The sequence below is a fragment of the Thermoanaerobacter sp. CM-CNRG TB177 genome, from assembly GCF_018588165.1.
Lineage (GTDB): Bacteria > Bacillota > Thermoanaerobacteria > Thermoanaerobacterales > Thermoanaerobacteraceae > Thermoanaerobacter > Thermoanaerobacter thermocopriae.
Genome location: NZ_JAFCAC010000065.1, coordinates 1 through 25682, shown reverse-complemented (window position 1 = coordinate 25682; position 25682 = coordinate 1). Strand labels below are relative to the sequence as shown.

General features: G+C 35.8%; 25 protein-coding genes and 2 pseudogenes. 25 read left to right on the top strand and 2 right to left on the bottom strand.

What is annotated here, in order from left to right:
* Nucleotides 1–45: 45 nt before the first annotated feature.
* The gene (locus tag I4N53_RS07685) at nucleotides 46–1251 is read right to left on the bottom strand and encodes a nucleotidyltransferase (RefSeq protein WP_013150374.1); all 1206 of its coding nucleotides are present in this window, start codon (nucleotides 1249–1251) and stop codon (nucleotides 46–48) included.
* A gap of 133 nt (nucleotides 1252–1384) precedes the next feature.
* Between I4N53_RS07685 and pta the strand changes: the two genes are divergently transcribed.
* From pta to I4N53_RS07570, 23 genes and pseudogenes are all read left to right on the top strand, one after another.
* The gene (gene pta / locus I4N53_RS07680) at nucleotides 1385–2377 is read left to right on the top strand and encodes a phosphate acetyltransferase (protein WP_012995339.1); all 993 of its coding nucleotides are present in this window, start codon (nucleotides 1385–1387) and stop codon (nucleotides 2375–2377) included.
* Nucleotides 2378–2402: 25 nt separating this feature from the next.
* Nucleotides 2403–3608 carry an acetate kinase gene (locus tag I4N53_RS07675; protein ID WP_214495970.1) on the top strand — a complete coding sequence of 402 codons (1206 nt, stop codon included), beginning with the start codon at nucleotides 2403–2405 and terminating at the stop codon, nucleotides 3606–3608.
* A 70-nt stretch (nucleotides 3609–3678) separates the two neighbouring features.
* Entirely contained in the window at nucleotides 3679–4164 is a 486-nt protein-coding gene (locus tag I4N53_RS07670) for a DUF177 domain-containing protein (RefSeq protein WP_013150372.1), read from the top strand.
* Between the two features lie 17 nt (nucleotides 4165–4181).
* Nucleotides 4182–4364 carry a 50S ribosomal protein L32 gene (gene rpmF / locus I4N53_RS07665; RefSeq protein ID WP_012995336.1) on the top strand — a complete coding sequence of 61 codons (183 nt, stop codon included), beginning with the start codon at nucleotides 4182–4184 and terminating at the stop codon, nucleotides 4362–4364.
* A 120-nt stretch (nucleotides 4365–4484) separates the two neighbouring features.
* Complete coding sequence (fapR, locus tag I4N53_RS07660) at nucleotides 4485–5087, top strand: transcription factor FapR (RefSeq protein WP_012995335.1); 603 nt, start codon at nucleotides 4485–4487, stop codon at nucleotides 5085–5087.
* On the top strand, nucleotides 5071–6069 hold the full coding sequence (gene plsX / locus I4N53_RS07655; RefSeq protein ID WP_013150371.1) for a phosphate acyltransferase PlsX: 999 nt from the start codon (nucleotides 5071–5073) through the stop codon (nucleotides 6067–6069). The genes fapR and plsX overlap by 17 nt, the downstream gene beginning before the upstream one ends.
* Nucleotides 6062–7057, top strand: coding sequence for a beta-ketoacyl-ACP synthase III (locus I4N53_RS07650; RefSeq protein WP_013150370.1), 996 nt, complete (start codon nucleotides 6062–6064; stop codon nucleotides 7055–7057). Before plsX ends, I4N53_RS07650 begins: the two co-directional genes overlap by 8 nt.
* Before the next feature lie 12 nt (nucleotides 7058–7069).
* Nucleotides 7070–8011, top strand: coding sequence for an enoyl-[acyl-carrier-protein] reductase FabK (gene fabK, locus I4N53_RS07645; RefSeq protein ID WP_012995332.1), 942 nt, complete (start codon nucleotides 7070–7072; stop codon nucleotides 8009–8011).
* Between the two features lie 4 nt (nucleotides 8012–8015).
* Nucleotides 8016–8945, top strand: a complete 930-nt coding sequence (fabD, locus tag I4N53_RS07640) for an ACP S-malonyltransferase (protein WP_012995331.1) — start codon at nucleotides 8016–8018, stop codon at nucleotides 8943–8945.
* A 4-nt stretch (nucleotides 8946–8949) separates the two neighbouring features.
* Complete coding sequence (fabG, locus tag I4N53_RS07635; protein WP_012995330.1) at nucleotides 8950–9693, top strand: 3-oxoacyl-[acyl-carrier-protein] reductase; 744 nt, start codon at nucleotides 8950–8952, stop codon at nucleotides 9691–9693.
* 42 nt (nucleotides 9694–9735) lie between these two features.
* A complete protein-coding gene (acpP, locus tag I4N53_RS07630) occupies nucleotides 9736–9963 on the top strand; it encodes an acyl carrier protein (RefSeq protein WP_012995329.1) in 228 nt (75 codons plus the stop codon).
* 63 nt (nucleotides 9964–10026) lie between these two features.
* Nucleotides 10027–11256, top strand: a complete 1230-nt coding sequence (gene fabF, locus I4N53_RS07625) for a beta-ketoacyl-ACP synthase II (RefSeq protein WP_012995328.1) — start codon at nucleotides 10027–10029, stop codon at nucleotides 11254–11256.
* A complete protein-coding gene (rnc, locus tag I4N53_RS07620; RefSeq protein ID WP_028991679.1) occupies nucleotides 11228–11968 on the top strand; it encodes a ribonuclease III in 741 nt (246 codons plus the stop codon). Before fabF ends, rnc begins: the two co-directional genes overlap by 29 nt.
* A gap of 398 nt (nucleotides 11969–12366) precedes the next feature.
* On the top strand, nucleotides 12367–14466 hold the full coding sequence (locus I4N53_RS07615) for a glutamine synthetase III (RefSeq protein WP_013150366.1): 2100 nt from the start codon (nucleotides 12367–12369) through the stop codon (nucleotides 14464–14466).
* 320 nt (nucleotides 14467–14786) lie between these two features.
* Nucleotides 14787–16127, top strand: a complete 1341-nt coding sequence (locus I4N53_RS07610) for an ammonium transporter (RefSeq protein ID WP_013150365.1) — start codon at nucleotides 14787–14789, stop codon at nucleotides 16125–16127.
* Nucleotides 16128–16173: 46 nt separating this feature from the next.
* Nucleotides 16174–16512 (top strand): P-II family nitrogen regulator, encoded by a 339-nt coding sequence (locus I4N53_RS07605; protein ID WP_013150364.1) that lies wholly within the window; start codon nucleotides 16174–16176, stop codon nucleotides 16510–16512.
* 124 nt (nucleotides 16513–16636) lie between these two features.
* Nucleotides 16637–16898 (top strand): annotated as a pseudogene (locus tag I4N53_RS07600) (transposase); the annotation flags it as partial.
* Nucleotides 16899–16917: 19 nt separating this feature from the next.
* Nucleotides 16918–17628 (top strand): type 1 glutamine amidotransferase, encoded by a 711-nt coding sequence (locus tag I4N53_RS07595; RefSeq protein ID WP_214495969.1) that lies wholly within the window; start codon nucleotides 16918–16920, stop codon nucleotides 17626–17628.
* A gap of 364 nt (nucleotides 17629–17992) precedes the next feature.
* Nucleotides 17993–19117, top strand: coding sequence for a glutamine amidotransferase family protein (locus tag I4N53_RS07590; protein ID WP_214495968.1), 1125 nt, complete (start codon nucleotides 17993–17995; stop codon nucleotides 19115–19117).
* Nucleotides 19114–20619: a glutamate synthase-related protein gene (locus I4N53_RS07585; RefSeq protein ID WP_013150362.1), complete on the top strand. Its 1506-nt coding sequence runs from the start codon at nucleotides 19114–19116 to the stop codon at nucleotides 20617–20619. The genes I4N53_RS07590 and I4N53_RS07585 overlap by 4 nt, the downstream gene beginning before the upstream one ends.
* 11 nt (nucleotides 20620–20630) lie before the next feature.
* Nucleotides 20631–21080, top strand: a complete 450-nt coding sequence (locus I4N53_RS07580) for a 4Fe-4S dicluster domain-containing protein (RefSeq protein ID WP_013150361.1) — start codon at nucleotides 20631–20633, stop codon at nucleotides 21078–21080.
* Nucleotides 21077–22342, top strand: coding sequence for an NAD(P)/FAD-dependent oxidoreductase (locus I4N53_RS07575; RefSeq protein WP_214495967.1), 1266 nt, complete (start codon nucleotides 21077–21079; stop codon nucleotides 22340–22342). Before I4N53_RS07580 ends, I4N53_RS07575 begins: the two co-directional genes overlap by 4 nt.
* Complete coding sequence (locus I4N53_RS07570) at nucleotides 22342–23070, top strand: hypothetical protein (RefSeq protein ID WP_012995319.1); 729 nt, start codon at nucleotides 22342–22344, stop codon at nucleotides 23068–23070. The genes I4N53_RS07575 and I4N53_RS07570 overlap by 1 nt, the downstream gene beginning before the upstream one ends.
* Nucleotides 23071–23092: 22 nt before the next feature.
* Here the strand turns inward: I4N53_RS07570 and hydE are convergent, their stop codons facing one another.
* Nucleotides 23093–24130, bottom strand: a complete 1038-nt coding sequence (hydE, locus tag I4N53_RS07565; protein WP_012995318.1) for a [FeFe] hydrogenase H-cluster radical SAM maturase HydE — start codon at nucleotides 24128–24130, stop codon at nucleotides 23093–23095.
* A 399-nt stretch (nucleotides 24131–24529) separates the two neighbouring features.
* Between hydE and pdxS the strand changes: the two genes are divergently transcribed.
* Nucleotides 24530–25408, top strand: a complete 879-nt coding sequence (pdxS, locus tag I4N53_RS07560; RefSeq protein WP_012995317.1) for a pyridoxal 5'-phosphate synthase lyase subunit PdxS — start codon at nucleotides 24530–24532, stop codon at nucleotides 25406–25408.
* Nucleotide 25409: 1 nt separating this feature from the next.
* Nucleotides 25410–25631: pseudogene (locus I4N53_RS07555) on the top strand (pyridoxal 5'-phosphate synthase glutaminase subunit PdxT); the annotation flags it as partial.
* Between the last annotated feature and the right edge of the window lie 51 nt (nucleotides 25632–25682).

The window sequence follows — 25682 nt, the reverse complement described above, 5'->3', positions numbered from 1 at the left end:
TATTATCTTATTTAAAGAGTTCTTTAAAAATGAATGGTGGGGAATTTAAAGTTTTATTAATGGATGTATAAAATCTAAGCCAGCGATAGAAGAGTTTTTATAAGCTAAAGTATAGGTATCAGTAGCAAATAAATCTTTTTCGAACATTTTGGTATTAGATAGTTTGCTTTTATATTGTGATACTTTTGTGATGATAGGGAGAGAAGACTTTTTCTTAATTTCTTTTAACACTTTTTTGCCTTTTTCGTTAAAACCTAAAACTCTTATATAATTAGGACCGTCAAATTCTTCAAAAATTTGTTTATCTATCTTAAGTAAAAGATGAGTCAATATATGCTTTATTCTGCTTTCAGTGTATCGCTTTGATTTTATAAGTTTTATAAGTTCCTCAATATTGTTAGTTTTATAAGAAGCTTTGTAAATTTTGTTTTCCAAACCTTCCGAGACATCAAATATGTGATTAAGAGGAATGTGATTTCTTAAAAGATAAATTAAAATATTAGAAAAATCCTCTAAGGATACCGGCCCCTGTTTTTTTTCAAAAGAGCTTTGTAAAATTTCTTTTGAAAAATTTGGGATGTATTTTTCTAAGTCTTCTAGACCTTTTTCAAAAATATGCTTTCTTATGGAAGAGGCACTGGCGAATTCTCCTTTGAGTTCTAAAGAAGTATACAAAGAGCCTCTTCGCTTTATGGTAAAAGGTGTAATAGAACTATCTATTTTTTTTAGCGCTTTTAGGTATTCTATTGCTAAGATGTTGTTGGAGGTTTGTAAAATCTTTTCTATTTCATTATTATTCGTAACTTTTTTTAATGCTAATTCGCGAGCTTTTGCAAAAGTGATACCGGTTTTTAAATATTCTTTTAATGCTTTTCTATAATGAATTGGTTCTTCTAAAAGTATCTCAGCAATTTTTATAAGTTCGCTTAACTCACCTTTTTCACTACCAAAAGAAATACAATCTATTATTTTTAAAGAGTCTAATAATTTCACTGCTCCATAAGCAAAATTTTCTGCAGTGGAGGTAGCGTATACTACTGGCAGCTCAATTACTAAGTCTACGCCAGCTTTTAAAGCCATCATAGTCCTTTTCCATTTGTCTACAATTGCTGGTTCTCCTCTTTGTACGAAATTTCCACTCATTACTGCTACAGTATAATCACATTTGGTTAATTCTTTTGAAGTTTGCAAATGGTAAAGGTGTCCGTAGTGAAAAGGATTGTATTCGACAATAATTCCCAAAATTTTCATATAACTTTCTTATCCTTTCAAAAAATTTTTTAAGATATACTTATTATTTTACATAAAATATGATAAAATGTAAAAGGAAGATCGTGTATACAATATTACAGTTTTAAAATTAAAAAAGGAAAGGAGATTTTAAATGGCGCTAATGGATAGTATTATACAAAAAGCTAAAGCAAATAAAAAAAGAATTGTGCTTCCTGAGGGAAGTGAGTCTAGGACTTTAAAAGCTGTCGAAACGGTTATTAAAGAAGGTATCGCTGATGTAGTTTTGTTGGGAAAAGAAGAAGAAATAAAAGAAAAAGCAAAGGGGTTGGATATCTCGAAAGCAGAAATTATAGACCCTGAAAAGTCGCCTCTTTTACAAAAATATGCTGAAGAATATTATAATTTAAGAAAAAACAAAGGAGTAACAGAGGAACAGGCATATCAAATTATGAAAAATCCGATGTACTACGGTGTCATGATGGTTAAATTAGATGATGTGGATGGCATGGTATCTGGGGCGATTCACGCTACTGCTGATGTTTTCAGACCGGCTTTTCAAATTGTAAAAACTGCTCCAGGCGTCAAAGTAGTTTCTGGCGCCTTTATAATGGAAGTACCTAATTGTACTTATGGAAGCAATGGTGTGTTTATTTTTGCTGACTGTGCAATAAATCCTAATCCTACTGAAGAGGAATTAGCAGCAATTGCTATTGCTTCTGCCCATACAGCAAAGGTCCTTGCTGGAATTGAGCCTAGAATCGCTATGCTATCATTTTCTACAAAAGGAAGTGCAAACCATGAATTAGTAGATAAGGTGAAAAATGCAACAAAAATTGCAAAAGAATTGGCGCCTGATTTGCTAATTGATGGTGAGCTTCAATTAGATGCTGCGATTGTCAAAGAAGTAGGAGAGTTAAAGGCTCCAGGAAGTCCTGTTGCAGGAAATGCAAACGTGCTTGTTTTCCCAGATTTGCAAGCTGGAAACATTGGATATAAATTGGTACAGAGACTTGCTAAGGCTAATGCTATTGGACCAATTTCTCAAGGTCTTGCCAAACCCATCAATGACTTATCAAGGGGTTGCAGTGTAGAGGATATTGTTAATGTTATAGCAATAACTTGTGTACAAGCTCAAGGAGTGTAAAAATAACTTTAAGGAGGTAGTACATATGAAAATTTTAGTTATGAACTGTGGAAGTTCGTCATTAAAATATCAATTATTGGATATGGATAATGGAAAAGTTTTAGCAAAAGGGTTAGCGGAAAGAATAGGTATCAATAATTCTTTTTTAATTCATCAAGTAGAGGGAAAAGATAAAATAAAGATACAAAAAGATATGAAAAATCACAAAGAAGCTATACAAATTGTTTTAGAGACTTTAGCAGATAAAGAAATGGGAACATTAAAGGATATGAAAGAAATAGATGCAGTAGGACATAGAGTTGTGCACGGTGGAGAGTTTTTCACTGATTCTGTCTTGATTGACGAAGAGGTTATTAAAAAATTAGAAGCCTGTATTGACCTTGCACCTTTGCACAATCCTGCTAATATTGAGGGTATAAAAGCTTGTCAGCAGATAATGCCAGGGGTGCCGATGGCAGCGGTTTTTGATACGGCTTTCCATCAAACAATGCCAGATTACGCTTATATTTATCCCATTCCTTATGAATACTACGAAAAATACAGAATAAGAAGATATGGATTCCACGGGACTTCCCATAAATATGTTTCTTTAAGAGCTGCTGAAATATTAAATAGACCTATTGAAGAGCTAAAAATCATTACTTGCCATTTAGGGAATGGTTCTAGTATTGCTGCAATTAAAGGCGGTAAATCGATAGATACAAGTATGGGATTTACACCATTAGAAGGGCTGGCCATGGGTACAAGGTCTGGGAATGTTGATCCTTCAATTATAACTTTCTTAATGGAAAAAGAAGGGTTAACTGCTGAAGAAATTATAGAGATATTCAATAGAAAATCAGGAGTATACGGAATTTCAGGAATAAGCAGTGACTTTCGAGATTTAGAAAACGCAGCCTTTAATGAAGGGAATAAAAGGGCAATGCTGGCGTTGAAAGTTTTTGCTTATAGGGTGAAAAAGACAATAGGTTCTTACGCAGCTGTTATGGGTGGTGTTGATGTTATTGTATTTACTGCTGGAATTGGGGAGAATGGACCGGAGATAAGAGAGTTTATTTTAGAGGATTTGGAGTTTTTGGGTGTAAAATTGGACAAAGAAAAAAATAAGGTGAGAGGAAAAGAGGAAATTATATCTACTCAAGATTCAAAAGTTAAAGTTATGGTTATTCCCACAAATGAAGAATATATGATAGCTAAAGATACTGAAAAATTGGTAAAAGGTTTAAAGTAGATAATCTTGACAACGGGTTGTGAGGTTAGTATAATAGGGATGTCAATTATTTTAAGGTGTGTGAAGAAAAATGAAAGTCGATCTATTAAAAATCAAAGGACAGCTTGGCCGCAGCATAAATATAGACTATGTGGAAGACGTTGAGAGCATTGGATTTAAAGGAGAAGAATATAAGATTATAATTCCTCTACATGTAAAAGGTACTATTACGGCACAAAAAGAAGGTTTTTTTGCAGAACTTGATATTACAGGCAGTATAAATGCTGTATGTGACAGATGTTTGAAAGAGTTCATTTATAATCTAGACCTTAAATTAAGAGAATATGTAGAGGATTTAGTAGACGGCAAAGTAGATGACAGTTTTTATGAAAATTTCGATTTAACTACTTTTGTAGTCCAGTTTGTCATATTGTCATTACCAATGAAATTTTTGTGCAAAGAAGATTGCAAAGGCTTGTGTCCTGTTTGCGGTGCCAATTTAAACCATCAATCCTGTAGTTGCAAGCGAGAAGATATTGATCCGCGGCTTACCGTCCTTTCTAAACTACTGCAATAGATGTAGGAGGTGTTAAGATGGCTGTTCCAAAGAGGAGAATATCAAAGGCTAGAAGAGATACCAGGAGGAATAATAGTTATAAAATAGCTGCACCGGCTTACGTTTTATGCCCAAGATGCCATGAACCTAAGCTCCCTCATAGAGTATGTCCTAATTGCGGCTATTACAAAGGGAGAGAGGTAATAAAAGTAGAAGAATAAGACTAAAAAAAGTAGTAATAGGAAAAGACCTATTACTACTTTTTTTAGTTGATTTTACAAAAAAAATAATTTATAATTTTGGGTAGGTCATAAAAACAACTAATATCTGGAGCTGGTAATATGACTGTGCGAATGAGTAAAGTAGAAAGACAAAAACTTCTAAAAGAAAAAATAAATACTAACCCCTTTTATACTGATGACGAGTTAGCAGAAATGTTTGGAGTAAGTGTACAAACTATAAGACTTGACAGGATGGAATTAGGAATCCCCGAAGTTAGAGAGCGTATAAAAAGTGTTGCAGAAGAAAATTATCAAAAAGTGAGAACTATTACAGGAAGTGAAGTAGTTGGAGAACTAATAGACTTAGAATTAGGTAAAAGGGGTATTTCGATTTTTGAGCCTACAGAAGATATGGTTTTTGTCAAAACAAAAATTGTGAAGGGGCAATACATTTATTCACAGGCTGAGTCTTTAGCTATGTCTGTTATTGATGCCTCTGCTGCTTTAATTGGAGTGGCAAACATAAAGTACAAGTTTCCCGTTAAAGTAGGAGATAGACTTGTGGCGAAAGCCGAAGTGATACGTCAAAGAGGAAACAAATATTTTGTCTGGGTTAAGATAAAAGTTAAGGACAGGGAAGTATTCAGAGGTAAGTTCATTTTAGTAGCCATTGATGAGGATTTTCTAAAAAAAAGGAGTGACACTGTTGAGGTTAGCGATTGATGCTATGGGTGGTGACTATGCCCCAGAGGAGATAATTAAAGGCAGCTTAGAGGCATTACGGCATTTTCAAGACTTAGAGATAGTACTTATTGGGAGAAATGAAGTTTTACGTGGTCTTGAAGGAAAGGATAAAAGGCTTAATCTCGTCTATACTTCAGAAGTTATTGAAAATGATGAAGCGCCTGTTACGGCTGTTAGAAGGAAAAAAGATTCCTCTATGGTAATAGGCCTACAGCTTCTTAAAGATGAGGAAGTGGACGCTTTTTTATCAGCTGGCAATACAGGTGCTTTAATGGCAGGAGCATTACTTACTTTAGGGCGTATCAAGGGAATTGACAGACCTGCTCTAGCTCCAATACTTCCTACTTTAAATGGGGCTACTGTGTTATTAGATGCAGGTTCTAATACTAATTGTGATGCTCAAAATTTGATACAATTTGCTGTCATGGGAAATGTTTATGCACAAAAAATGTTTGGGATTAAAAGCCCAAGAGTAGGGCTTTTTAATATAGGAGCAGAAGAGGAAAAAGGTAATGAAGTAGTAAAAAAGGCTTTTGAAGAACTTAAAAAATCAAAACTAAATTTTATAGGAAATGTAGAGGGAAGAGATATTCCCTACGGCGTCTGTGAAGTTGTAGTCTGCGATGGGTTTGTGGGAAATGCTATACTAAAGTCTATGGAAGGAATCGCTTCTGTAATTTCTCAACTTTTAAAGGAAGAGTTGACACGAAATATTTTTACTAAAATAGGAGCTCTTTTAATAATGAGGGGACTTAAGAGAATAACTAAAAAAATGGATTACACCGAATATGGAGGAGCACCTCTTTTGGGAATAAAAAAACCAGTCATAAAAGCTCATGGCAACTCAAAAGCAAAGGCTATTTTTAATGCGATAAAACAGGCTAAAAATTTTGTAGATAATGATGTGTTAAATCACATAAAAAAAGAAATTGAGTCAATGGGAGATGAGTTAAGTGGGTAAAAAATTTGCTGCAGGAATTTTAGGAACGGGTAGTTACGTTCCAGAAAAAGTTTTGACTAATTCCGATTTAGAAAAAATGGTAGATACTTCTGATGAATGGATTACAACGAGGACAGGAATTAAAGAGAGGCGCATTGCAGATCCTTCACAAGCAGCTTCTGATTTAGGAATTGAAGCTGCAAGAAAAGCTTTGGAAGATGCTAAAATTGCCCCTTCAGAAATTGATATGATTATTGTTGCAACTGTGACACCTGATATGAATTTTCCATCTACTGCTTGCATAATTCAAGCTAATTTGGGTGCATCCAACGCAGCTGCTTTTGATATCTCTGTTGGATGTTCAGGTTTCATATATGGTCTTGCTATTGCTCAACAATTTGTAGAGACTGGTATGTATAACAAAATATTAGTTATTGGAGCAGAAACTTTGTCTAAAATTACTAATTGGAAAGACAGAAACACTTGTGTCCTCTTTGGGGATGGAGCAGGAGCAGCTGTGGTAGGAAGAGTAGAAAGCGGATATGGAATTTTGAGTACTTATTTGGGAGCTGATGGAACTGGTGGAAAACACTTGTACATGCCCGCAGGAGGTTCAAGAATGCCTGCTAGTGAAGAGACTGTAAAGAAAAATTTACATACTATTTTTATGGAAGGACAAGAAGTATTTAAGTTTGCTGTAAAAGTAATGGATAGCGCTACTATTGAGGCATTAAACCGATGTGGCCTAAAACCAGAAGATATCGATATGCTTATACCTCATCAAGCGAATACAAGAATAATTGAAGCAGCAAGAAAAAGGCTAAAACTTAGCGATGATAAAGTTTATATAAATCTTGATAAATACGGTAACACATCTGCAGCCTCTGTTGCTATAGCTTTAGATGAGGCATATAGGAAAGGACTTATTAAAAAAGGTGATATTATACTTACAGTTGCTTTTGGTGCAGGTTTGACTTGGGGCTCAAGTGTTATAAAATGGAGTAAGTAAGGAGTGAAAGATATGTTTAAAACGGAAATAGTAGAAATGCTCAATATAAAATATCCGATATTTCAAGGTGGAATGGCATGGGTAGCGACTGCAGAACTAGCTGCTGCAGTGTCAAATGCAGGAGGTTTAGGAATAATAGGAGCAGGTAATGCACCTGCCAGTTTTGTAAGGGAACAAATACGGAAGGCAAGAGAACTTACTGATAAACCTTTTGGTGTCAACGTAATGCTTTTGTCTCCTTTTGTTGATGAAGTTATGGAGGTTATTTTAGAAGAAAAAATAGATGTCATAACTACTGGAGCAGGAAATCCAGGCAAGTACATACCAAGACTTAAAGAGCGGGGTATCAAAGTAATTCCTGTTGTGCCTTCAGTAGCCTTAGCAAAAAGAATGGAGGACATTGGGGTAGATGCTGTTATTGCTGAAGGAACAGAATCGGGAGGTCATATTGGGGAATTGACAACTTTAGCATTAGTACCTCAAGTAGTGGATGCTGTGAAAATTCCAGTCATCGCTGCAGGAGGTATTGCTGATGGACGCGGTTTAGCTGCAGCTTTTTGCTTAGGTGCTTCGGGAGTTCAAATAGGAACTCGGTTTGTATGTTCTACTGAATGTACTGCTCATCCTCGTTACAAAGAATATATTTTAAAGGCAAAAGACAGAGATGCTGTGGTTACTGGGAGAAGCACTGGCCATCCGGTCAGGTCCTTAAAAAACAAACTGACAAGAGAATTTGAAAAATTAGAACAAATGGGAGCTTCTAAGGAACAATTAGAAAAATTAGGAGAAGGAAAATTAAGAGCAGCGGTAGTAGACGGTGATGTAGAATATGGCTCTGTGATGGCAGGACAAATTGCTGGCCTTATAAATGACATTAAACCTGTAAAAGAGATAATAGAGGACATAATGAAACAAGCCAGTGAGGTTATTGGCAATTTGTATAAAATGAGGTGAAAAAATGAAAATAGCTTTTATTTACCCAGGGCAAGGTTCCCAATATGCTGGGATGGGCAAAGAAATATACCAAAGATACCAGGAAGCAAGAGAGATTTTTGAAAGGGCCGATGAAGCTTTGGGATTTAGTATATCTAAACTTTGCTTTGAAGGACCAGAAGAAGAACTTCTAAAAACAGAAAATACTCAGCCGGCCATTTTAACAGTTTCTGTTGCTTTAACAAAGGTTTTGCAAAATAGAGGGATAAATGCTGAGGTTACTGCAGGATTGAGTTTAGGAGAGTATTCCTCTTTAGTATTGGCTGAAGCTTTGGATTTTGAAGATGCAGTTAGACTTGTGAAAAATAGAGGGAAATATATGCAGGGAGTGGTACCCCAAGGAGTGGGTACTATGGCAGCAATACTGGGACTTGAAAATGAAGTAGTAGAAGAGATTTGCCGTATTGCATCACAAGTTGGAATAGTAGAACCTGCCAATTATAACTGTCCAGGACAATTAGTTATATCCGGAGAAGTGAAAGCCGTGGAAAAAGCAGTGGAGCTAGCCAAAGAAAAAGGTGCAAAAAGAGCAGTAGTATTGGCAGTAAGTGCCCCTTTTCATTGCAGCATGCTAAGAAAAGCAGGAGAACTTTTGGAGAAGGATTTGGGAAAAATAGAAATAAGAGAGTTAAAAATTCCTGTAATATCAAATGTGACAGCTAACTATGTTACAAGGGAAGAAGTTAAAGAATTGCTAATAAAACAAGTAAGTCATCCTGTGCTATGGGAACAATCTGTAAAAAGAATGATTGAGGATGGTGTAGATATTTTTGTTGAAATAGGTCCGGGAAAAACTCTTACAGGTTTTGTTAAAAAGATTGACAGAACCAAAGATGCTTATAATTTTGAAGATGAGGAGTCACTTTTGAAGACTCTCTCTGCTTTGGAGGGATAAGAATATGGAAACTGAAAGAAAAACTGCTTTTATAACAGGGGGATCTCGGGGTATTGGGCGAGCAATTGCTCGGCGTTTAGCAAAAGATGGATTTAATATTGTGATCAACTATTCCAAAAGCGACAGAAGTGCTGAAGAGGTGGTAAGAGAAGTAAAAGAGTATGGAGTAGAAGCAATGGCTATCAAATGTGATGTCTCTAAATACGATGAGGTAGAAAAAGCAATAGATAAAATTGTAGAAGAATTTGGTAGTATAGATGTTGTGGTAAATAATGCGGGAATTACAAAGGATAATTTAATTTTGAAGATGGATGAAAACGAGTGGGACCAAGTAATAGATGTAAATTTAAAAGGTACGTTTAATGTAATAAAATTTGCATCAAAGTATATGATAAAAAAGAGAAAAGGGAAGATAATAAATATTACATCAGTTGTGGGATTAATGGGAAATGCAGGTCAAGCTAATTATGCTGCTTCTAAAGCAGGAATGATAGGACTTACCAAATCCGTTGCAAAAGAGTTGGCAAGTCGGGGAATAACAGTAAATGCTGTAGCTCCTGGCTTCATTGAAACGGATATGACAAGTGTGTTAAAAGATGAAATAAAAGAAAAGATGTTAAAGAGCATTCCTCTAAAAAGAGCTGGAAAACCGGAGGATGTTGCTGAATTGGTTGCTTTTTTGGCAAGTCCTGCTTCAGATTATATTACTGGGCAAGTAATAAATGTTGACGGAGGAATGGTTATGTAATATTATCATAATGTATAATTTTTGAGAGGAGGTGAAAAAGGTATGATTTTTGAAAAAGTAAGGGACATAATAGCTGAACAACTTGGCATTGATCCGGATGAAATAACGATGGAGTCATCTTTTATAGATGATTTAGGAGCAGACTCTTTGGACATAGTAGAGCTTATAATGGCTCTGGAAGAAGAGTTTGATATTGAAATTCCTGATGAAGATGCGGAAAAGATTAAAACGGTAGGTGATGTAGTAGAATACTTAAGCAATCTTGAATAGTTGAGGTCCCGCCTTGCGGGACTTTATACCATATATTTTTACCCTATGTTGGAGGTTTAACTTATGAACAGAGTAGTTGTAACGGGAGTAGGAGTCATTACACCGTTGGGTAATACTGTAGAAAAATTTTGGAATTCGTTAATAAATGGTGAGTCTGGAATAGACACTGTTACTAAGTTTGACGTGTCAGAATTTCCTACTAAGGTAGCGGCAGAAGTGAAAGATTTTGAACCAACTTTATATATAGACAAAAAAGAAGCAAGAAGAATGGATAGGTTTATCCAGTTTGCCGTTGCCAGCGCGAAGTTGGCATTAGAGGATTCACAAATTGACCTTTCTAAAGTTGATTTAAACAGGTTTGGAGTCATTTACGGTACAGGCATAGGAGGAATGGAAACTCTTGAAAATCAAATAAAAATTATGTATGAAAAAGGCCCCGGGAAAGTAAGTCCTTTCTTTATTCCCATGATGATAGCAAATATGGCAGCGGGTCAAATTGCAATAACTTTTGGACTAAAAGGGATAAACGAGACTATAGTAAATGCTTGTGCTTCCAGTACTAATGCTATAGGAGAAGCTTTTAAAGCCATTCAACGGGGAGAAGCAGACCTTATAGTTACAGGAGGTACCGAAGCAGCTATAACTCCAATGTCTTTCGCAGGCTTTTGTGCAATGAAAGCTATGTCTACAAATGAGGACCCTAAAAAAGCCTCCCGTCCTTTTGACTTAAATAGAGATGGCTTTGTAATGGGGGAAGGGTCTGCCAGCTTAATTTTAGAATCTTTAGAACATGCGCAAAAAAGAGGAGCTAAAATTTATGCAGAGATAATAGGTTATGGTGCTACAGATGATGCTTATCACATAACTGCTCCTGCACCAGAAGGAGAAGGAGCTGCTCGTGCAATGGAGGCAGCTTTAAAGGACGGAAAAGTAAGTTTTGAAATGATAGATTACATCAATGCTCATGGAACTTCCACCGAATATAATGACAAATTTGAAACAATGGCTATAAAGAAGGTCTTTAAAGACCATGCGTATAAACTCTATGTAAGTTCTATCAAATCTATGCTAGGTCATTTATTAGGAGCAGCAGGTGCAGTAGAGGCTGTTGCTACTGTTTTGACTATAAAAAATGGCATTATACCCCCTACTATTAATTATGAAACTCCCGATCCAGAGTGCGATTTAAATTATGTGCCTAATGAGGCTATAGAGAAAGAAGTAAATTATGCGATTTCTAATTCCTTTGGCTTTGGAGGACATAATGGGACAATACTTTTTAAAAAATTTTAAAAGAGGTATGGAAGTGAAAAGAAAAAATTTGTCTGAATTAGAAAAGAAAATTAATTATAGCTTTAAAAATAAAGATTTGCTTATTGAGGCTTTAACTCACAGTTCATGGGCTCACGAAGGTAAAAATAGCAAGATTAGCAATGAAAGATTGGAGTTTTTAGGAGATTCTGTTCTAAGCCTTGTAATAAGTGAGTATTTGTACAAGAATAGAAAAGATTTAGAAGAAGGTTCTCTTTCTAAATATAGAGCTGAAATAGTTTGTGAGCCCTCTCTTGCTAGATGTGCAAGAGAAATAGGGTTAGGCAATTTTTTGCTCATTGGTAAGGGAGAAGAAATGACTGGAGGAAGAGAAAGAGATTCACTTCTTGCAGATGCTATGGAAGCGCTGCTGGCTGCTGTATATCTGGATGGAGGATTAGAAGTCGTTCGCAATATAATCTTAGATTTATTTAGAAATATCATTGAAGAAGTATTAGAAGGACTTATTTATCGTGACTATAAGACCAAGTTGCAAGAAGTTGTTCAAAGTATGGGAATAGGGAAAATCACTTATGAACTTGTAAAAGAAATAGGACCTGACCACAACAAAACTTTTATCACCAAAGTGCGAATTGGAGATGTAGTTTTAGGAGAAGGTTATGGTAAAAGTAAAAAAGAAGCTGAACAAGCTGCTGCTATGGAAGCATTGGTTAAATTGGGTATATTAAAATGAAGACAAAGACGGTAATCCACGAAAATATGCGTCTGCTGACTGTGTGTCTGAAATATGGTAAGATACCTAGAGGAGAAGAGGCTGCTTCTAGCATATCAAAGGGGACAGGGCGATAATATGCTGACGGTGAGGTAATTTAAACGAAGATATTTTTAAAAATTTACTTACTAGATCTTAACACGGACTTACATAAAAAATACTTGAAATCAGAATAATAATATGTTATTATAAATCTAGTATTAACTATATAAATGTGTAAAGTTAATAGTTTGTAAGTGAAACAAAGGCGTTTCACGTTGTAGAGGTGACGCCTTTGTTTTATTTTTTAATATTATACCTTAATTATTTATCAAGTTAATATGTTAATTTATAAAATCATTTAAGAGGAGGGAATTACTATGGCACAAAACACTCTAAGCGACATTTTTGGTTCAAATGTTTTTAACGATTCAGTCATGAGAGAACGCCTTCCAAAGGCAACTTACAAAGCTTTAAGGAAAACAATCGATGAGGGAATTCCATTAGAACCAGCAGTTGCTGAAGTTGTAGCAAATGCAATGAAAGATTGGGCAATTGAGAAGGGAGCAACTCATTTTACACATTGGTTCCAGCCATTGACTGGAATTACTGCTGAAAAGCGGGATTCTTTCATTTCTCCTACTCAAGATGGTAGGGTAATAACTGAATTTTCAGGAAAAGAATTAATTAAAGGTGAGCCTGATGCTTCTTCATTTCCATCAGGTGGTTTAAGGGCTACCTTTGAAGCAAGAGGATATACAGCATGGGACTGTACATCGCCGGCTTTTATAAAAGATGATACGCTATATATCCCCACTGCTTTCTGCTCATATACAGGCGAAGCGCTAGATTTAAAAATACCCTTACTGCGTTCTATGGAAGCTTTATCAAAACAAGCTCTTCGAGTATTAAGATTATTTGGTAATACTACAGCAAAGAAAGTTATTACAACCGTAGGACCTGAACAGGAATATTTCTTAATTGATAAAAAGATGTATGACAAGCGTAAAGATCTTATACTTACGGGAAGAACTCTATTTGGTGCTAAATCACCAAAGGGTCAAGAAATGGAAGATCATTATTTTGCATCTATCAAAGAAAGAATATCAGCATTTATGAGAGATTTAGATGAGGAATTGTGGAAATTAGGAATTCCTGCTAAAACTAAGCATAATGAAGTTGCTCCCGCTCAGCATGAACTCGCTACAGTATACAATACAGCTAATATTGCATCAGATCATAATCAATTGACAATGGATCTAATGAAAAAAATTGCTTTAAGACATGGACTTGTATGCCTTTTGCATGAAAAACCTTTTGCAGGAGTCAATGGTTCCGGTAAACACATTAATTGGTCAATGAGCACCGATGATGGCCAAAATCTCTTAGATCCGGGACATACACCCCACGAAAATGCACAATTTTTAGTATTCCTGTGTGCTGTAATCAAAGCTATCGATGAATACGCTGATTTAGTCAGAGTAGCTGCTGCAACACCAGGAAATGACCATCGTCTTGGCGCTAATGAAGCACCGCCCGCAATTGTATCAGTCTTCCTTGGTGAACAGCTTACGGATATTCTTGAACAGATCGAAAATGGTGGTGCAACAACTTCAAAACAAGGAGGAGTATTAAAAGTAGGTGTATCAACTCTTCCTGCACTACCAAAGGATTCTACAGATAGAAACAGAACATCTCCATTCGCATTTACAGGAAATAAATTTGAATTTAGAATGGTTGGTTCTTCTTCATCAATTGCAACTGCTAATTTTATATTAAACACCATTGTTGCTGAAAGTCTATCTCAGATTGCGGATAGGTTGGAAAAGGCCACAAATTTTGATGAAGAAGTGCAACTGTTGCTTAAGGAAATTGTAAAGAAGCACAAAAGAATTATATTTAATGGGAATGGTTATTCAGAAGAATGGGTAAAAGAGGCAGAAAAAAGAGGACTTCCAAATATTCGATCAACAGTTGAAGCTATTCCTGCTTTAATTAAAGAGAAGAATATCAAAGTCATGGAAAAACACGGTGTTTTAAGCAAAGTTGAACTTGAATCACGATATGAGATTTCTCTTGAAAATTATATAAAAACAATTAATATTGAAGCTTTAACAATGTTAGACATAGCAAAACGACAAATACTCCCAGCTGTAATAACTTTTGCTACAAAAATTGCAGAATCAATAAATTCTGTAAAAGCAACAGGTCTAAATGCTGATATAAGTGCACAAACTGAATTATTAGAAGAAGTTTCTACACTAATGAGTGAATTTAAGAAAAACATCTCTGAACTTGAAAATGCAGTTAATGAAGCTTCAAATATGAATGGTGATTCTTATAGCAAGGCTTGCTATTACAGAGATGTAGTATTTGCAAAAATGGGCATTTTAAGAGAAATCGGCGATAAACTCGAAACCATTGTAGATGCAGAATTGTGGCCATTACCGACATATGCCGACATGTTATTTAACATTTAACTTTTTATAGTGATTATTAGTATTTTAAAGTACAAATGACAAATCGAAAAAAAGCAATTGTAATTTAAAGTAAACAAGTAAATAGAAAAAAAGGCAAAGGCGCCTTTAGAAAAAGGTTGTCTTTGCCTTTTTTAATCATTAACCCTTAAATTTCTGTCAAACTATAACAAATATTATCCCCTAAAAAACCTTTTTAAAACATGTAGATCGTTTTATCACATCAAATCAATTCAAATTTGAAAAGAGGGGTGCAAGTAGGTGTACTTAATGATTTATAAGTCTTCTTAAAACTTAATTCAATTATGAGGAGGTTTATAAAAATGGATAAGGTAAAGAAAATATTTTTAAGCTTTATGGTTTTAATTTTTGTAGTAGCGAGCGGAATTTGCACTGCAAAAGCAGCAGACCAAATAACACCAGAAAAAGTTGCAACAGCTATTGACAATGTTTGGGTACTTGTATCAGCTTTCTTGGTGTTCTTCATGCAAGCAGGGTTTGCAATGGTTGAAGCGGGGTTCACAAGAGCAAAGAATGCAAGCAACATTGTTATGAAAAACCTAATGGACTTTGCAATTGGTTCAGTTATGTTCTGGTTGATAGGATTTGCAATAATGTTCGGAAAAGATGCAGGTGGCTTTATAGGAACCTCAGGGTTTTTCTTCAGTGATTCATTTGAACATTTAGAGCTTTCAATTCCTTTGATGTCCTTTTTAATTTTCCAGACAGTATTTGCAGCAACAGCCGCAACAATTGTATCTGGTGCTATGGCTGAAAGAACAAAATTTGCTGCTTACTGTATTTATAGTGCTGTAATTTCACTCATTATCTATCCAGTTGTAGGACACTGGGCATGGGGAGGAGGATGGTTGAGCAAATTAGGATTTATCGACTTTGCAGGGTCTACTGTTGTTCACTCTGTTGGTGGTTGGGCAGCGTTGATTGGTGCAAAAATGCTTGGACCAAGAATAGGAAAATACACAAAAGACGGAAAGGTCAATGCGATTCCAGGGCATAGCATAACATTGGCAGCGCTTGGTACCTTCATTTTATGGTTTGGATGGTTTGGATTCAACCCAGGTTCAACACTTTCAGGTATGAGTGACAAAATTGGCGATATTGCTGTAAATACCAATTTAGCAGCTGCAATGGGTGCAACCCTCGCGATGATTTATACATGGCTAAAGTACAGAAAACCCGATGTTAGCATGACACTGAATGGTGCTTTAGCTGGGCTTGTTGCAATCACAGCAGGATGTGCGTCGGTAAGTACATGGGGTGCTGCAATAATAGGGGGATTGGCAGGAATTTTAGTAGTTGTTTCTGTTGAGTTTATTGATAAAAAGCTCAAAATAGACGATCCCGTTGGTGCAATTTCTGTGCATGGTGTTTGTGGTGCGTTTGGAACATTGATGGTTGGGCTTTTTGCAATAGAAGGAGGACTGTTCTATGGTGGTGGAATAAAGCAGTTTTTGGCGCAGCTTGCTGGGGTTGCTTCAACGTTTGCATGGACTACTGTGACAGCGTTTATTCTCTTTGCGATAATCAAACTCACAGTCGGTTTGCGAGTTTCCGAAGAGGAAGAGGTAGAAGGTCTGGATGTTGCAGAACATGGTGCCACAGCTTATGGTGACTTTGTAACGAAGTCTGAGGCAGTAAACTAAATTTGATGGTTTTATGATAAATTTTATTTGAAAAGGGTGAAGGTCAATGAAAAAGATTGAGTGTATTATCAGGCCTGAAAAGCTTGAAGAGGTAAAGGATACTTTAAATCAACTTGGGATAAAGGGCATGACAGTGTCCCAAGTAATGGGATGCGGTCTTCAAAAGGGGAAGACAGAATATTACAGGGGTGTTGCGATTAATATCAACCTTTTACCTAAGATAAAGCTTGAGCTGATTGTAAAGGATTCTGAGGTTGATAGAATTGTGGATACAATCATCAAAGCTGCCCGCTCAGGTAATATAGGCGATGGTAAGATATTTATATACAATGTTGAAGATGCTGTCAGAATCAGAACTGGCGAAAAAGGTGAAAGCGCAATTTAAAGTTTGGAGGAGCCATACTTACAATTTGGCAATAGGAGGCATTCAAAATACCTCCAAATGAAAGATAGTCTGCCTTGCCTCTTGCACCCCTCTAAAAATGTCTATTTATGTAAAGTTATACAAACTCTTAAAATCTGTACTTGATCAAATATTACTAGCTCAAGCTACTTAAAAATCGAAGCTGAACCATATGAAAGAACGGAAGAAAGGCAAAACTATCGTAATGGCTACCATTTAAGAAACAGGCTTTTTTATTGGCATTAATGAAGATGGTGGTTAACGAAGTATCTACACGAAAAGCTGAAGAAATCACTTATGAACTCTATTATACTGAATTTTCAAAATCTACAATTTCTGAGCTTTGTAAAAGTCTTGACCCTATTGTTTAGCAAAGGAGATGGGATAATGCAAGTTTTAATTATCCAACATGTAAGACAGGAAGGACCAGGTCTTATAGCTGAAATTTTTTCGAAGAAAGGATGGAAGTTAGATATTCGCGTAATGAATCAACCTGGAGCTATTTTACCTAAAACGGTGGCTGACTATAATGCTGTGATAATATTGGGAGGTCCAATGGGAGCATACGAAGAAGAAAAGTACCCATATCTTTATCAAGTACAAGAACTTATACGCGATGCGATAGAAAGACGAATACCAGTATTAGGAATATGTTTGGGAGGGCAGCTTATTGCCAGGGCGTTGGGAGCAACAGTTAAACCTAACCCGGTAAAAGAAATTGGGTGGTATAAAATACATTTGACAGAAGCAGGGGGAAAGGCCTTTCTTTTTCAGGATTTGCCAGAAGAGTTTTGGGCTTTTCAATGGCATGGAGATACTTTTGAACTGCCTGAAGGTGCTGTTCTACTTGCAGAAGGTGAAACTTGTACTAACCAGGCTTTTGCTTATCAGGATTGTGCCTGGGCTTTACAATTTCACCCAGAAGTTACACCTATAATCGTTAGTTATTGGACTGAGATTTATCAAGAAGAACTTATAGAGTTTGCTGGACCAGGAGCAGTGGCTCAACTTAAAGAGGAGACAAAAAGGCTGTGGGAAAAGAATCAGGAAGTTTTTTCCCGTTTTTGGGCGAATTTTTGCCGACTTTTGGATGTTTAGGGAGAAGAACGAGAACAATAGAAAGAGCATTGCAGATATAAAAAAGCACCCCCACTTTTTATGCGTAGAAAGTGGGGGTGTTGTCATTCTACATATAAGTTACCTATGATGTTAAAGTATCTAACTGTTTTTTTTTTGCCCACTACATTTAAGTGAAGAATTAACCTAAAAATAATTTATGAATTTTTCATATTAACGTATTGCAAAATTAATAAAATATATTATAATTAACATAACACTCGTAATTTAGGAGTGATAAGCATTTTGCCACAATTTGAGGACAATTTTAAACAGTAAACATTTTCGCTTGATGCAACTTTCAAAAAAAATATTGCATATAAAAATTTTTTAAGGGGGTTATAAAATGTTGAAGGAAGGTTATGTAAGAATACCTTCGGGATGTGCTATAAGTGGCATAATTGATCGCACTGGTCGTCTATTTTCGGGGCAATCTATAGCAGATTCCATCGCGACAATGCATGATAGATCAAATGGTCTTGGAGGTGGTTTTGCTGCATATGGCATTTATCCAGATTTTAAAGATTACTTTGCATTTCATATGTTTTATGATGATTTGATAGCTAAACAGGAAACAGAGAATATTTTAAAAGCAAATTATATAGTCGCTTTAGAAGAAAAAATACCCACACGAAAAACGGCACATATTAAAAATGCACCATTAATTTACAGATATTTTGCTATACCAAAGCCAGAGAAATTGAAATTGTCAGAACTAGATGAAAATGAATTTACAATTAAATTTGTATTTAATATAAACAGTAACATACGAGGCGCATATGTTTTTTCTAGCGGGAAAAATATGGGAGTATTTAAAGCAGTAGGTTACCCAGAAGATGTTGCAAATTTTTATAAATTGGAATCTTATAAAGGATATATGTGGTTGGCCCATGGTAGATTTCCAACGAATACACCAGGATGGTGGGGGGGTGCACATCCTTTTAATCTATTAAATATCTCTGTTGTTCATAATGGCGAGCTTTCTTCGTACGATACTAATCGTAAATATTTAGAAGAGTTTGGATATATTTGCACCTTGCAAACTGATACAGAAGTTGCGGCATACATTTTCGATCTTTTATTAAGAAGACATGGTTTGCCAATGGAACTTGCATGCAAAGTAGTTGCATCGCCTTTGTGGAAGCAGGTTGAAAGGATGTCACCAAAAGAAAAAATTTTATACACTAACCTGAAAATAATTTATGGTAGAGCACTTTTAAATGGTCCATTTTCAATGATAATAGCATATGAAGATGGCTTTGTAGCAATAAACGATAGGATTAAACTAAGGCCACTTACTGCTGCAAAAAAAGGCGATATGATATATGTAGCCAGCGAAGAGTCAGCAATAAGGCAAGTATGCAAAAATCCTGAAAGCGTATGGATTCCTAGAGGTGGAGAACCTGTTATAGCTGAGCTCATACGTGATAATGAAAAAGAAATGTACTCTACAAAGGAGGTTACTGCATGAGTTTAAGCTACCTTACTCCAGAATTTAAAGTACTCAGAGATTACGATAAATGCATTAATTGTAAGGTTTGTATGAGACAGTGCTCATTTGAAGTTCACAGCTATGACGAACATTTAGATAAGATGGTTTCAAATGATATGAACTGTGTAAATTGTCAAAGATGTGTCGTGCTGTGTCCAACTCAAGCTCTTACAATTATTAAACATCCTCAAACATTTAGAGAACATGCCAATTGGACTTACGATGCTATAAGAGATATATACAAACAGGCAGAAACAGGTGGAGTTCTTCTGTCATCCATGGGAAATGATAGGCCTTATCCCGTATATTGGGATAAAATGGTTATAAATGCAAGCCAGGTTACAAATCCCTCTATAGATCCACTAAGAGAACCTATGGAATTAAGGGTATATATAGGTAGGAAGCCTGACAAGATAGAAATAGACGAAAACCTCAATGTTAAAACAAAAATGCCTCCACAACTCAAACTTGAGACACCAATAATGTTTTCAGCAATGTCTTATGGTTCAATAAGTTACAATGCTCACGCAGCTTTGGCAAGAGCTGCTGAAGAGCTTGGAATACTATATAATACTGGTGAAGGGGGACTTCATAAGGACTTTCGCAAATATGGCAAAAATACAATTGTACAGGTCGCATCAGGTCGTTTTGGTGTTGATAGAGAATACCTCAATACTGCAGCGGCTATTGAAATAAAAATTGGTCAAGGTGCAAAGCCTGGGATAGGTGGTCATTTACCCGGTGAAAAGGTGAGTGAAGATATCTCGGCAACAAGGATGATACCACCTGGAAGTGATGCTATATCTCCTGCACCGCATCATGATATCTATTCAATTGAAGACCTTGCACAATTAATATATGCATTGAAGGAAGCTACCAATTATCAAAAACCTGTTGGTGTTAAAATTGCAGCAGTCAATAATGTGGCGGCAATAGCTTCGGGAATAGCAAGAGCTGGAGCAGATTATATAGCAATAGACGGATTTAGAGGCGGTACGGGGGCTGCTCCAAAAAGAATAAGGGATAATGTAGGAATTCCAATTGAATTTGCAATAGCTGCTGTAGATGCAAGACTCCGATCTGAAGGTATAAGACATACAATATCTTTGGTGGCAGCGGGTAGTATTAGAAACAGTGCAGACATAGTCAAAGCGATAGCTCTTGGCGCAGATGCTGTTTACATTGCAACAGCTGCTTTGATTGCTTTGGGATGTCATATGTGCCAAAAATGCCATACTGGTAAGTGCAATTGGGGAATTGCTACTCAAGATCCTAACCTTGTAAAAAGATTAAACCCAGAAATCGGATATAAACGTCTTGTTAACCTTGTTCAAGCATGGAGTCATGAAATAAAAGAAATGCTTGGTGGAATGGGTATAAATGATATTGAAAGTCTTAAAGGAAATAGGTTAATGCTTCGTGGCATAGGAATGACACAAAAGGAACTTGATATACTTGGCATTCTAGCTGCCGGCGAATAGGGGGGATTTTTGTGAAAAAGGTTTATGTGAAAGAAGATGTGTGTGTTGGATGTAGATTATGTGAAGTATACTGTATTACATCTCATTCAAAGTATAAAGATGTTTTAAAAGCATATAAGTTGGAAACCCAGAGGCCGACACCACGAATTGTTATTGAAGAAAATAAACCTGTATCTTTTTCACTCCAATGTAGGCATTGCGATGATGCACCATGTGTCAAATCATGTATTACAGGAGCAATGCGAAAAGATCCGTTAACGGGCGTTGTAACTTGTGATACAGATAAATGTGTTGGATGTTGGACTTGCGTGCTTGTGTGTGAGTTTGGCGCAATCATAAGAGATGTAAATAATAAGGTTGCATCAAAATGTGACTTATGTGCTGAAACAGGAGAACCGGCGTGTGTCAAGAATTGTCCTAATGAGGCACTTGTCTATAGTGAAGGAGGCATTTCTGTATGAGAATAGTAATAATTGGTAATTCTGCTGCAATGGTAGGTGCAGTAGAGGCAATAAGGAAATATGATACAAGTTCTGAAATAGTTGTTATTTCGGATGAACCCTATCATGTGTATTCAAGGCCTCTTATATCTTATTATCTCGGAAGTTTAGTGTCTGAGGACAAAATGATATATAGAGAGAAAGACTTTTATCGCAAAAATAAGGTAGAAACTATATTTGGTATTAAAGCTGTTTCTATTGATGAAAGAAAAAAAGAAGTTTATCTTGAAAACGGGGATAGCATAACTTTTGACAAACTTCTCATTGCAACGGGCGGGAAACCTATAATACCTCCAGTAGAAGGATTGAACAAAAAAAATGTTCATACTTTTATAAAAATGGACGATGCTAAAAAATTAAAGGAAGTTGCCAAGCCGGGTTCAAAAGCTGTAATTGTAGGGGGTGGCCTAATCGGCTTCAAAGCAGCAGAAGGTCTTCGCCATTTAGGGGTAGATGTAACAATAGTTGAACTTGCCGATAGAATTTTAAGTACAATTCTTGATGCAGAAGGAGCATCTTTGGTATCTCAAAGTCTTCAGAATGACGGAATAAAAATAATTACGGGAACAACAGTGGATAAAATCATAGGAGAGGAATATGTTAAAGGGGTTTTGCTCAAAAATGGGCAGGAATTAGAAGCCGATAATCTTATCATCGCGATAGGTGTTGTGCCAAACGTTGATGTTGTAAAAAACACATCAATTTCTATAAACCGTGGTATTTTAGTAGATAACACTATGAAAACAAGTGCTGAAGATGTGTATGCAGCAGGAGACGTAGCCGAAGGTTATGATATGCTTGTTGAGTCAAATAGGGTTGTGCCAATATGGCCAAATGCATACATGCAAGGAGAAATTGCAGGGCTCAACATGATTGGTATTAATAAAACTTTTAAAGGGATTTTCCCTATGAACTCAATAGGTTATAAAAATACAAATGTGATAACGGCTGGTATAACAAATCCCCAGCAGGAGGAATTTGAGATTATCTATAAAATTGATCATAACAGAAGGTCTTATAAAAAATTTGTGGTAAAAGAAAATAGGTTAGTAGGTTTTATATTAATTAATGATATTGATAGGGCTGGATTATTTACTGGATTTATAAAAAATGAAACAGATATAACTCCATTTAAGAAATATCTTTTAAATGATGATTTTGGATTTATATATTTGCCAAAAGAATTAAGAAGAGCAAAAATGCTTGACCTGGAGGTGGTATGATGAAAACCATAAATGCGTCGGGAATTTATTATAGAGACCTTAATGAAATAATTAAAGAGTTAGTTCGGTCTGGTGAAGATATAATTAATTTGAAAAATGTTAATGGTCAACGATATATAGGAGATAATCTATCTGGGACTACCAAAATAAATATCGAAGGTACACCTGGGAATGACATGGCAGCCTTCATGGATGGACTTACAATAGAAGTTTTTGGTAATGGACAGGATGCAATAGGAAATACAATGAACGATGGGAATATTATTATACATGGACATGCAGGTGATGTCATTGGTTATGGGATGAGAGGTGGATCTATCTATATAAAAGATAATGTTGGTTATAGAGTCGGCATACACATGAAAGAATACAAAGATAAAGTTCCTGTAATAGTTATTGGAGGAAGTGCGGGAGACTTTTTTGGTGAATATATGGCAGGTGGATGCATGATTGTACTAAACTTAAAAAATGATGAAGATATAGTCGGAGAATATTGTGGTACAGGTATGCACGGGGGAGTTATATATTTGAGAGGAGATGTAGAAGACTATAAACTTGGGAAAGAAGTTATTAAAGAAAAAATAGATGACAAGGATTACGCGTTTATCCAAAAGTATGTTGAAAATTTTTGTCAATATTTTGATTATGATTTTCAAAAGATTATGAATCATTCTTTTATCAAATTGCATCCGATAGACAAAAGACCCTATGGAAATATGTATGCATAAAAGACGGGGAAGACCCCGTCCCTTACTTTTTTGACATAACCTTTTTCCTATAACCATAATCTTTCGCAATTGGTCTTCCTATACTATTTATTTTACCAGTAATACAGCTAAAGCAATGGGCTGGAGTGTCATTTATACATATTTTGCCTGGATATAATGCGTACAATTTTCTGTATTCCCCTTCTGTAACATTTGGCATTACAACATTTGCTCCACTGCGAAGTGCTATCAATCTTCCATTAATATTGAGGCTTTCCATTGCTGTAGTTGCCGGAATATTAATATCGGGCATCAAAAGCCTTGTTATGGCCATAACTTTTAAACTGAGTTCAAAGGTACCTCCCTTTTCATTTTTTAATGGAGTATCGGGATTCGGGATAAATGGGCCAACCCCTATCATATCAGCATCAATTTCTTTAAAAAATAGAATGTCATCTGCAATAGATTCTATAGTTTGTCCAGGAAGTCCTATGAGGCATCCGGTTCCAACTTCATAACCTAATTCTTTTAGATCTTTAAGACATCTTTTTCTATTTTCATGACTCATATTAGGATCGAGTTTTTCATAAAGTTCTTTATCCGTTGTTTCTATTCTTAACAAATATCTATCTGCTCCAGCTTCTTTATATGCCTTATATTCTTCTCTTGTTTTTTCGCCTATACTTAGAGTTATTGCAACATCGAGTTCTTTTATTGATTTTATAATTTTAGTCATCCTTTCAACATTGAAAAAATCATCTTCGCCAGACTGCAATACTACAGTTCTATATCCTAAATTGCGGGCATTTTTGGCAAAATTAATTATCTGTTCTGGCTTTAATCTATAACGTTTTATATTTTTGTTATCTCTTCTTAGACCACAATATAAGCAATTTTGCTTACATATATTAGAAAATTCAATAAGTCCTCTTAAATGCACTTCATCTCCCACATATTTTTTTCTTACTCTATCCGCAGCTTTAAATAATTCATCGTTATATTGATCATCCTTTAAAAGCTCAACTATTTCTTTCTTAGTGAGAGTGTGTGTTTCTTCAGCTTTTTTTATTAGTTCTAACAAAAAGTTCACCTACCTCAATAAATTTAAGCTTCAAATTGGCAAATAAAATTGTTAAAAAGAAGCGAAGTTTTTTGTGGCTAAATAAAGATGAGCAGTTTTTTTGAAATATCTATAAAAGTGTCGCATTTCTCTAATGTTTAACTGTTAAAATTAAAAACATTGATAGAAGGCGAAACTTTCACAATATGAGTTTAACATTTAATGCTCTAAAAGAAAAGAGGATTTTTTGGCGTTACCTCTACCACTTCTTTCAAAGCATGAGCAATGGTTGGCAGCATCCTATTATTATGCATTCTTTTTTGTATCTATAATGTTATGATTGACTTGTTATGATTTAATAGATACAATTGATATTAAGATATGCAAAATATTAATACAATTGTAAGGAGGCATAAAACAATGAATGAAAGGTATGAATTAAATAAAAATTTAGCCCAAATGCTAAAGGGTGGAGTCATAATGGATGTGACAACACCAGAACAGGCGGTTATTGCTGAAAAGGCAGGGGCTGTTGCAGTTATGGCTTTAGAGAGAGTTCCAGCTGATATTAGGGCAAGAGGCGGAGTAGCAAGAATGTCAGATCCTAAAATAATAAAGGAGATAAAGGCGGCAGTATCAATCCCTGTTATGGCAAAAGTTAGAATTGGGCATTTTGTGGAAGCACAGATTTTAGAGGCACTTGGGATAGATTTTATTGATGAGAGTGAAGTTTTAACTCCTGCAGACGAGATGTACCATATAGATAAGTGGGCATTTAAGATACCTTTTGTGTGCGGGGCGCGAAATCTTGGAGAAGCACTAAGGCGCATAGGGGAAGGTGCTTCTATGATAAGGACTAAAGGAGAAGCGGGTACAGGAAATGTCGTGGAAGCAGTAAGGCATATGAGGATAATAAATGCTGAAATAAAAAGGCTTACTACTTTGAGGGAAGACGAACTTATGGCTGCTGCTAAAGAGCTACAAGCTCCATATGAACTTGTAAAATATGTTGCACAAAATGGGAGACTTCCGGTTGTAAATTTTGCGGCAGGAGGGATTGCCACACCGGCAGATGCTGCACTTATGATGCAGCTTGGTGCAGATGGTGTTTTTGTTGGTTCTGGAATATTCAAGTCACAAAATCCCGAAAAGATGGCAGAAGCTATAGTAAAAGCGGTAACCTATTACGACAAACCAGAAATATTGGCAGAAGTTTCAGAAGGATTGGGAGAAGCCATGCAGAGCATTGATATAAGAAAACTTGATGAAAAAGATCTATATGCTTCAAGGGGATGGTAGTTTGCGTGTCGGAGTATTGGCAATTCAAGGCTCTGTTAGAGAACATATTGAAAAATTAAAGCTTATGGGTGTAGAAGCTGTTTTGGCAAAAGACAAAAATACTCTGCTAAGTTTAGATGCATTGATTATACCTGGGGGCGAAAGCACTGCAATAGGGAAAATGATTGTGGATTTTGGACTCAAAGATGTTATTTTAAAGCTAAATGAGAGGAAAATTCCCATAGATAGTGTAAAATTTCAGTAGGTGATGAAGCAGGAAAATGGGGTATGGATG

Bases quoted from the DNA above. Each gene is read 5' to 3' on its own strand.
- I4N53_RS07685 (WP_013150374.1), bottom strand. From the start codon at position 1,251: ATGAAAATTTTGGGAATTATTGTCGAATACAATCCTTTTCACTACGGA.
- pta (WP_012995339.1), top strand. From the start codon at position 1,385: ATGGCGCTAATGGATAGTATTATACAAAAAGCTAAAGCAAATAAAAAA.
- I4N53_RS07675 (WP_214495970.1), top strand. From the start codon at position 2,403: ATGAAAATTTTAGTTATGAACTGTGGAAGTTCGTCATTAAAATATCAA.
- I4N53_RS07670 (WP_013150372.1), top strand. From the start codon at position 3,679: ATGAAAGTCGATCTATTAAAAATCAAAGGACAGCTTGGCCGCAGCATA.
- rpmF (WP_012995336.1), top strand. From the start codon at position 4,182: ATGGCTGTTCCAAAGAGGAGAATATCAAAGGCTAGAAGAGATACCAGG.
- fapR (WP_012995335.1), top strand. From the start codon at position 4,485: ATGACTGTGCGAATGAGTAAAGTAGAAAGACAAAAACTTCTAAAAGAA.
- fabK (WP_012995332.1), top strand. From the start codon at position 7,070: ATGTTTAAAACGGAAATAGTAGAAATGCTCAATATAAAATATCCGATA.
- fabD (WP_012995331.1), top strand. From the start codon at position 8,016: ATGAAAATAGCTTTTATTTACCCAGGGCAAGGTTCCCAATATGCTGGG.
- fabG (WP_012995330.1), top strand. From the start codon at position 8,950: ATGGAAACTGAAAGAAAAACTGCTTTTATAACAGGGGGATCTCGGGGT.
- acpP (WP_012995329.1), top strand. From the start codon at position 9,736: ATGATTTTTGAAAAAGTAAGGGACATAATAGCTGAACAACTTGGCATT.
- fabF (WP_012995328.1), top strand. From the start codon at position 10,027: ATGAACAGAGTAGTTGTAACGGGAGTAGGAGTCATTACACCGTTGGGT.
- rnc (WP_028991679.1), top strand. From the start codon at position 11,228: ATGGGACAATACTTTTTAAAAAATTTTAAAAGAGGTATGGAAGTGAAA.
- I4N53_RS07615 (WP_013150366.1), top strand. From the start codon at position 12,367: ATGGCACAAAACACTCTAAGCGACATTTTTGGTTCAAATGTTTTTAAC.
- I4N53_RS07610 (WP_013150365.1), top strand. From the start codon at position 14,787: ATGGATAAGGTAAAGAAAATATTTTTAAGCTTTATGGTTTTAATTTTT.
- I4N53_RS07605 (WP_013150364.1), top strand. From the start codon at position 16,174: ATGAAAAAGATTGAGTGTATTATCAGGCCTGAAAAGCTTGAAGAGGTA.
- I4N53_RS07595 (WP_214495969.1), top strand. From the start codon at position 16,918: ATGCAAGTTTTAATTATCCAACATGTAAGACAGGAAGGACCAGGTCTT.
- I4N53_RS07590 (WP_214495968.1), top strand. From the start codon at position 17,993: ATGTTGAAGGAAGGTTATGTAAGAATACCTTCGGGATGTGCTATAAGT.
- I4N53_RS07585 (WP_013150362.1), top strand. From the start codon at position 19,114: ATGAGTTTAAGCTACCTTACTCCAGAATTTAAAGTACTCAGAGATTAC.
- I4N53_RS07575 (WP_214495967.1), top strand. From the start codon at position 21,077: ATGAGAATAGTAATAATTGGTAATTCTGCTGCAATGGTAGGTGCAGTA.
- I4N53_RS07570 (WP_012995319.1), top strand. From the start codon at position 22,342: ATGAAAACCATAAATGCGTCGGGAATTTATTATAGAGACCTTAATGAA.
- pdxS (WP_012995317.1), top strand. From the start codon at position 24,530: ATGAATGAAAGGTATGAATTAAATAAAAATTTAGCCCAAATGCTAAAG.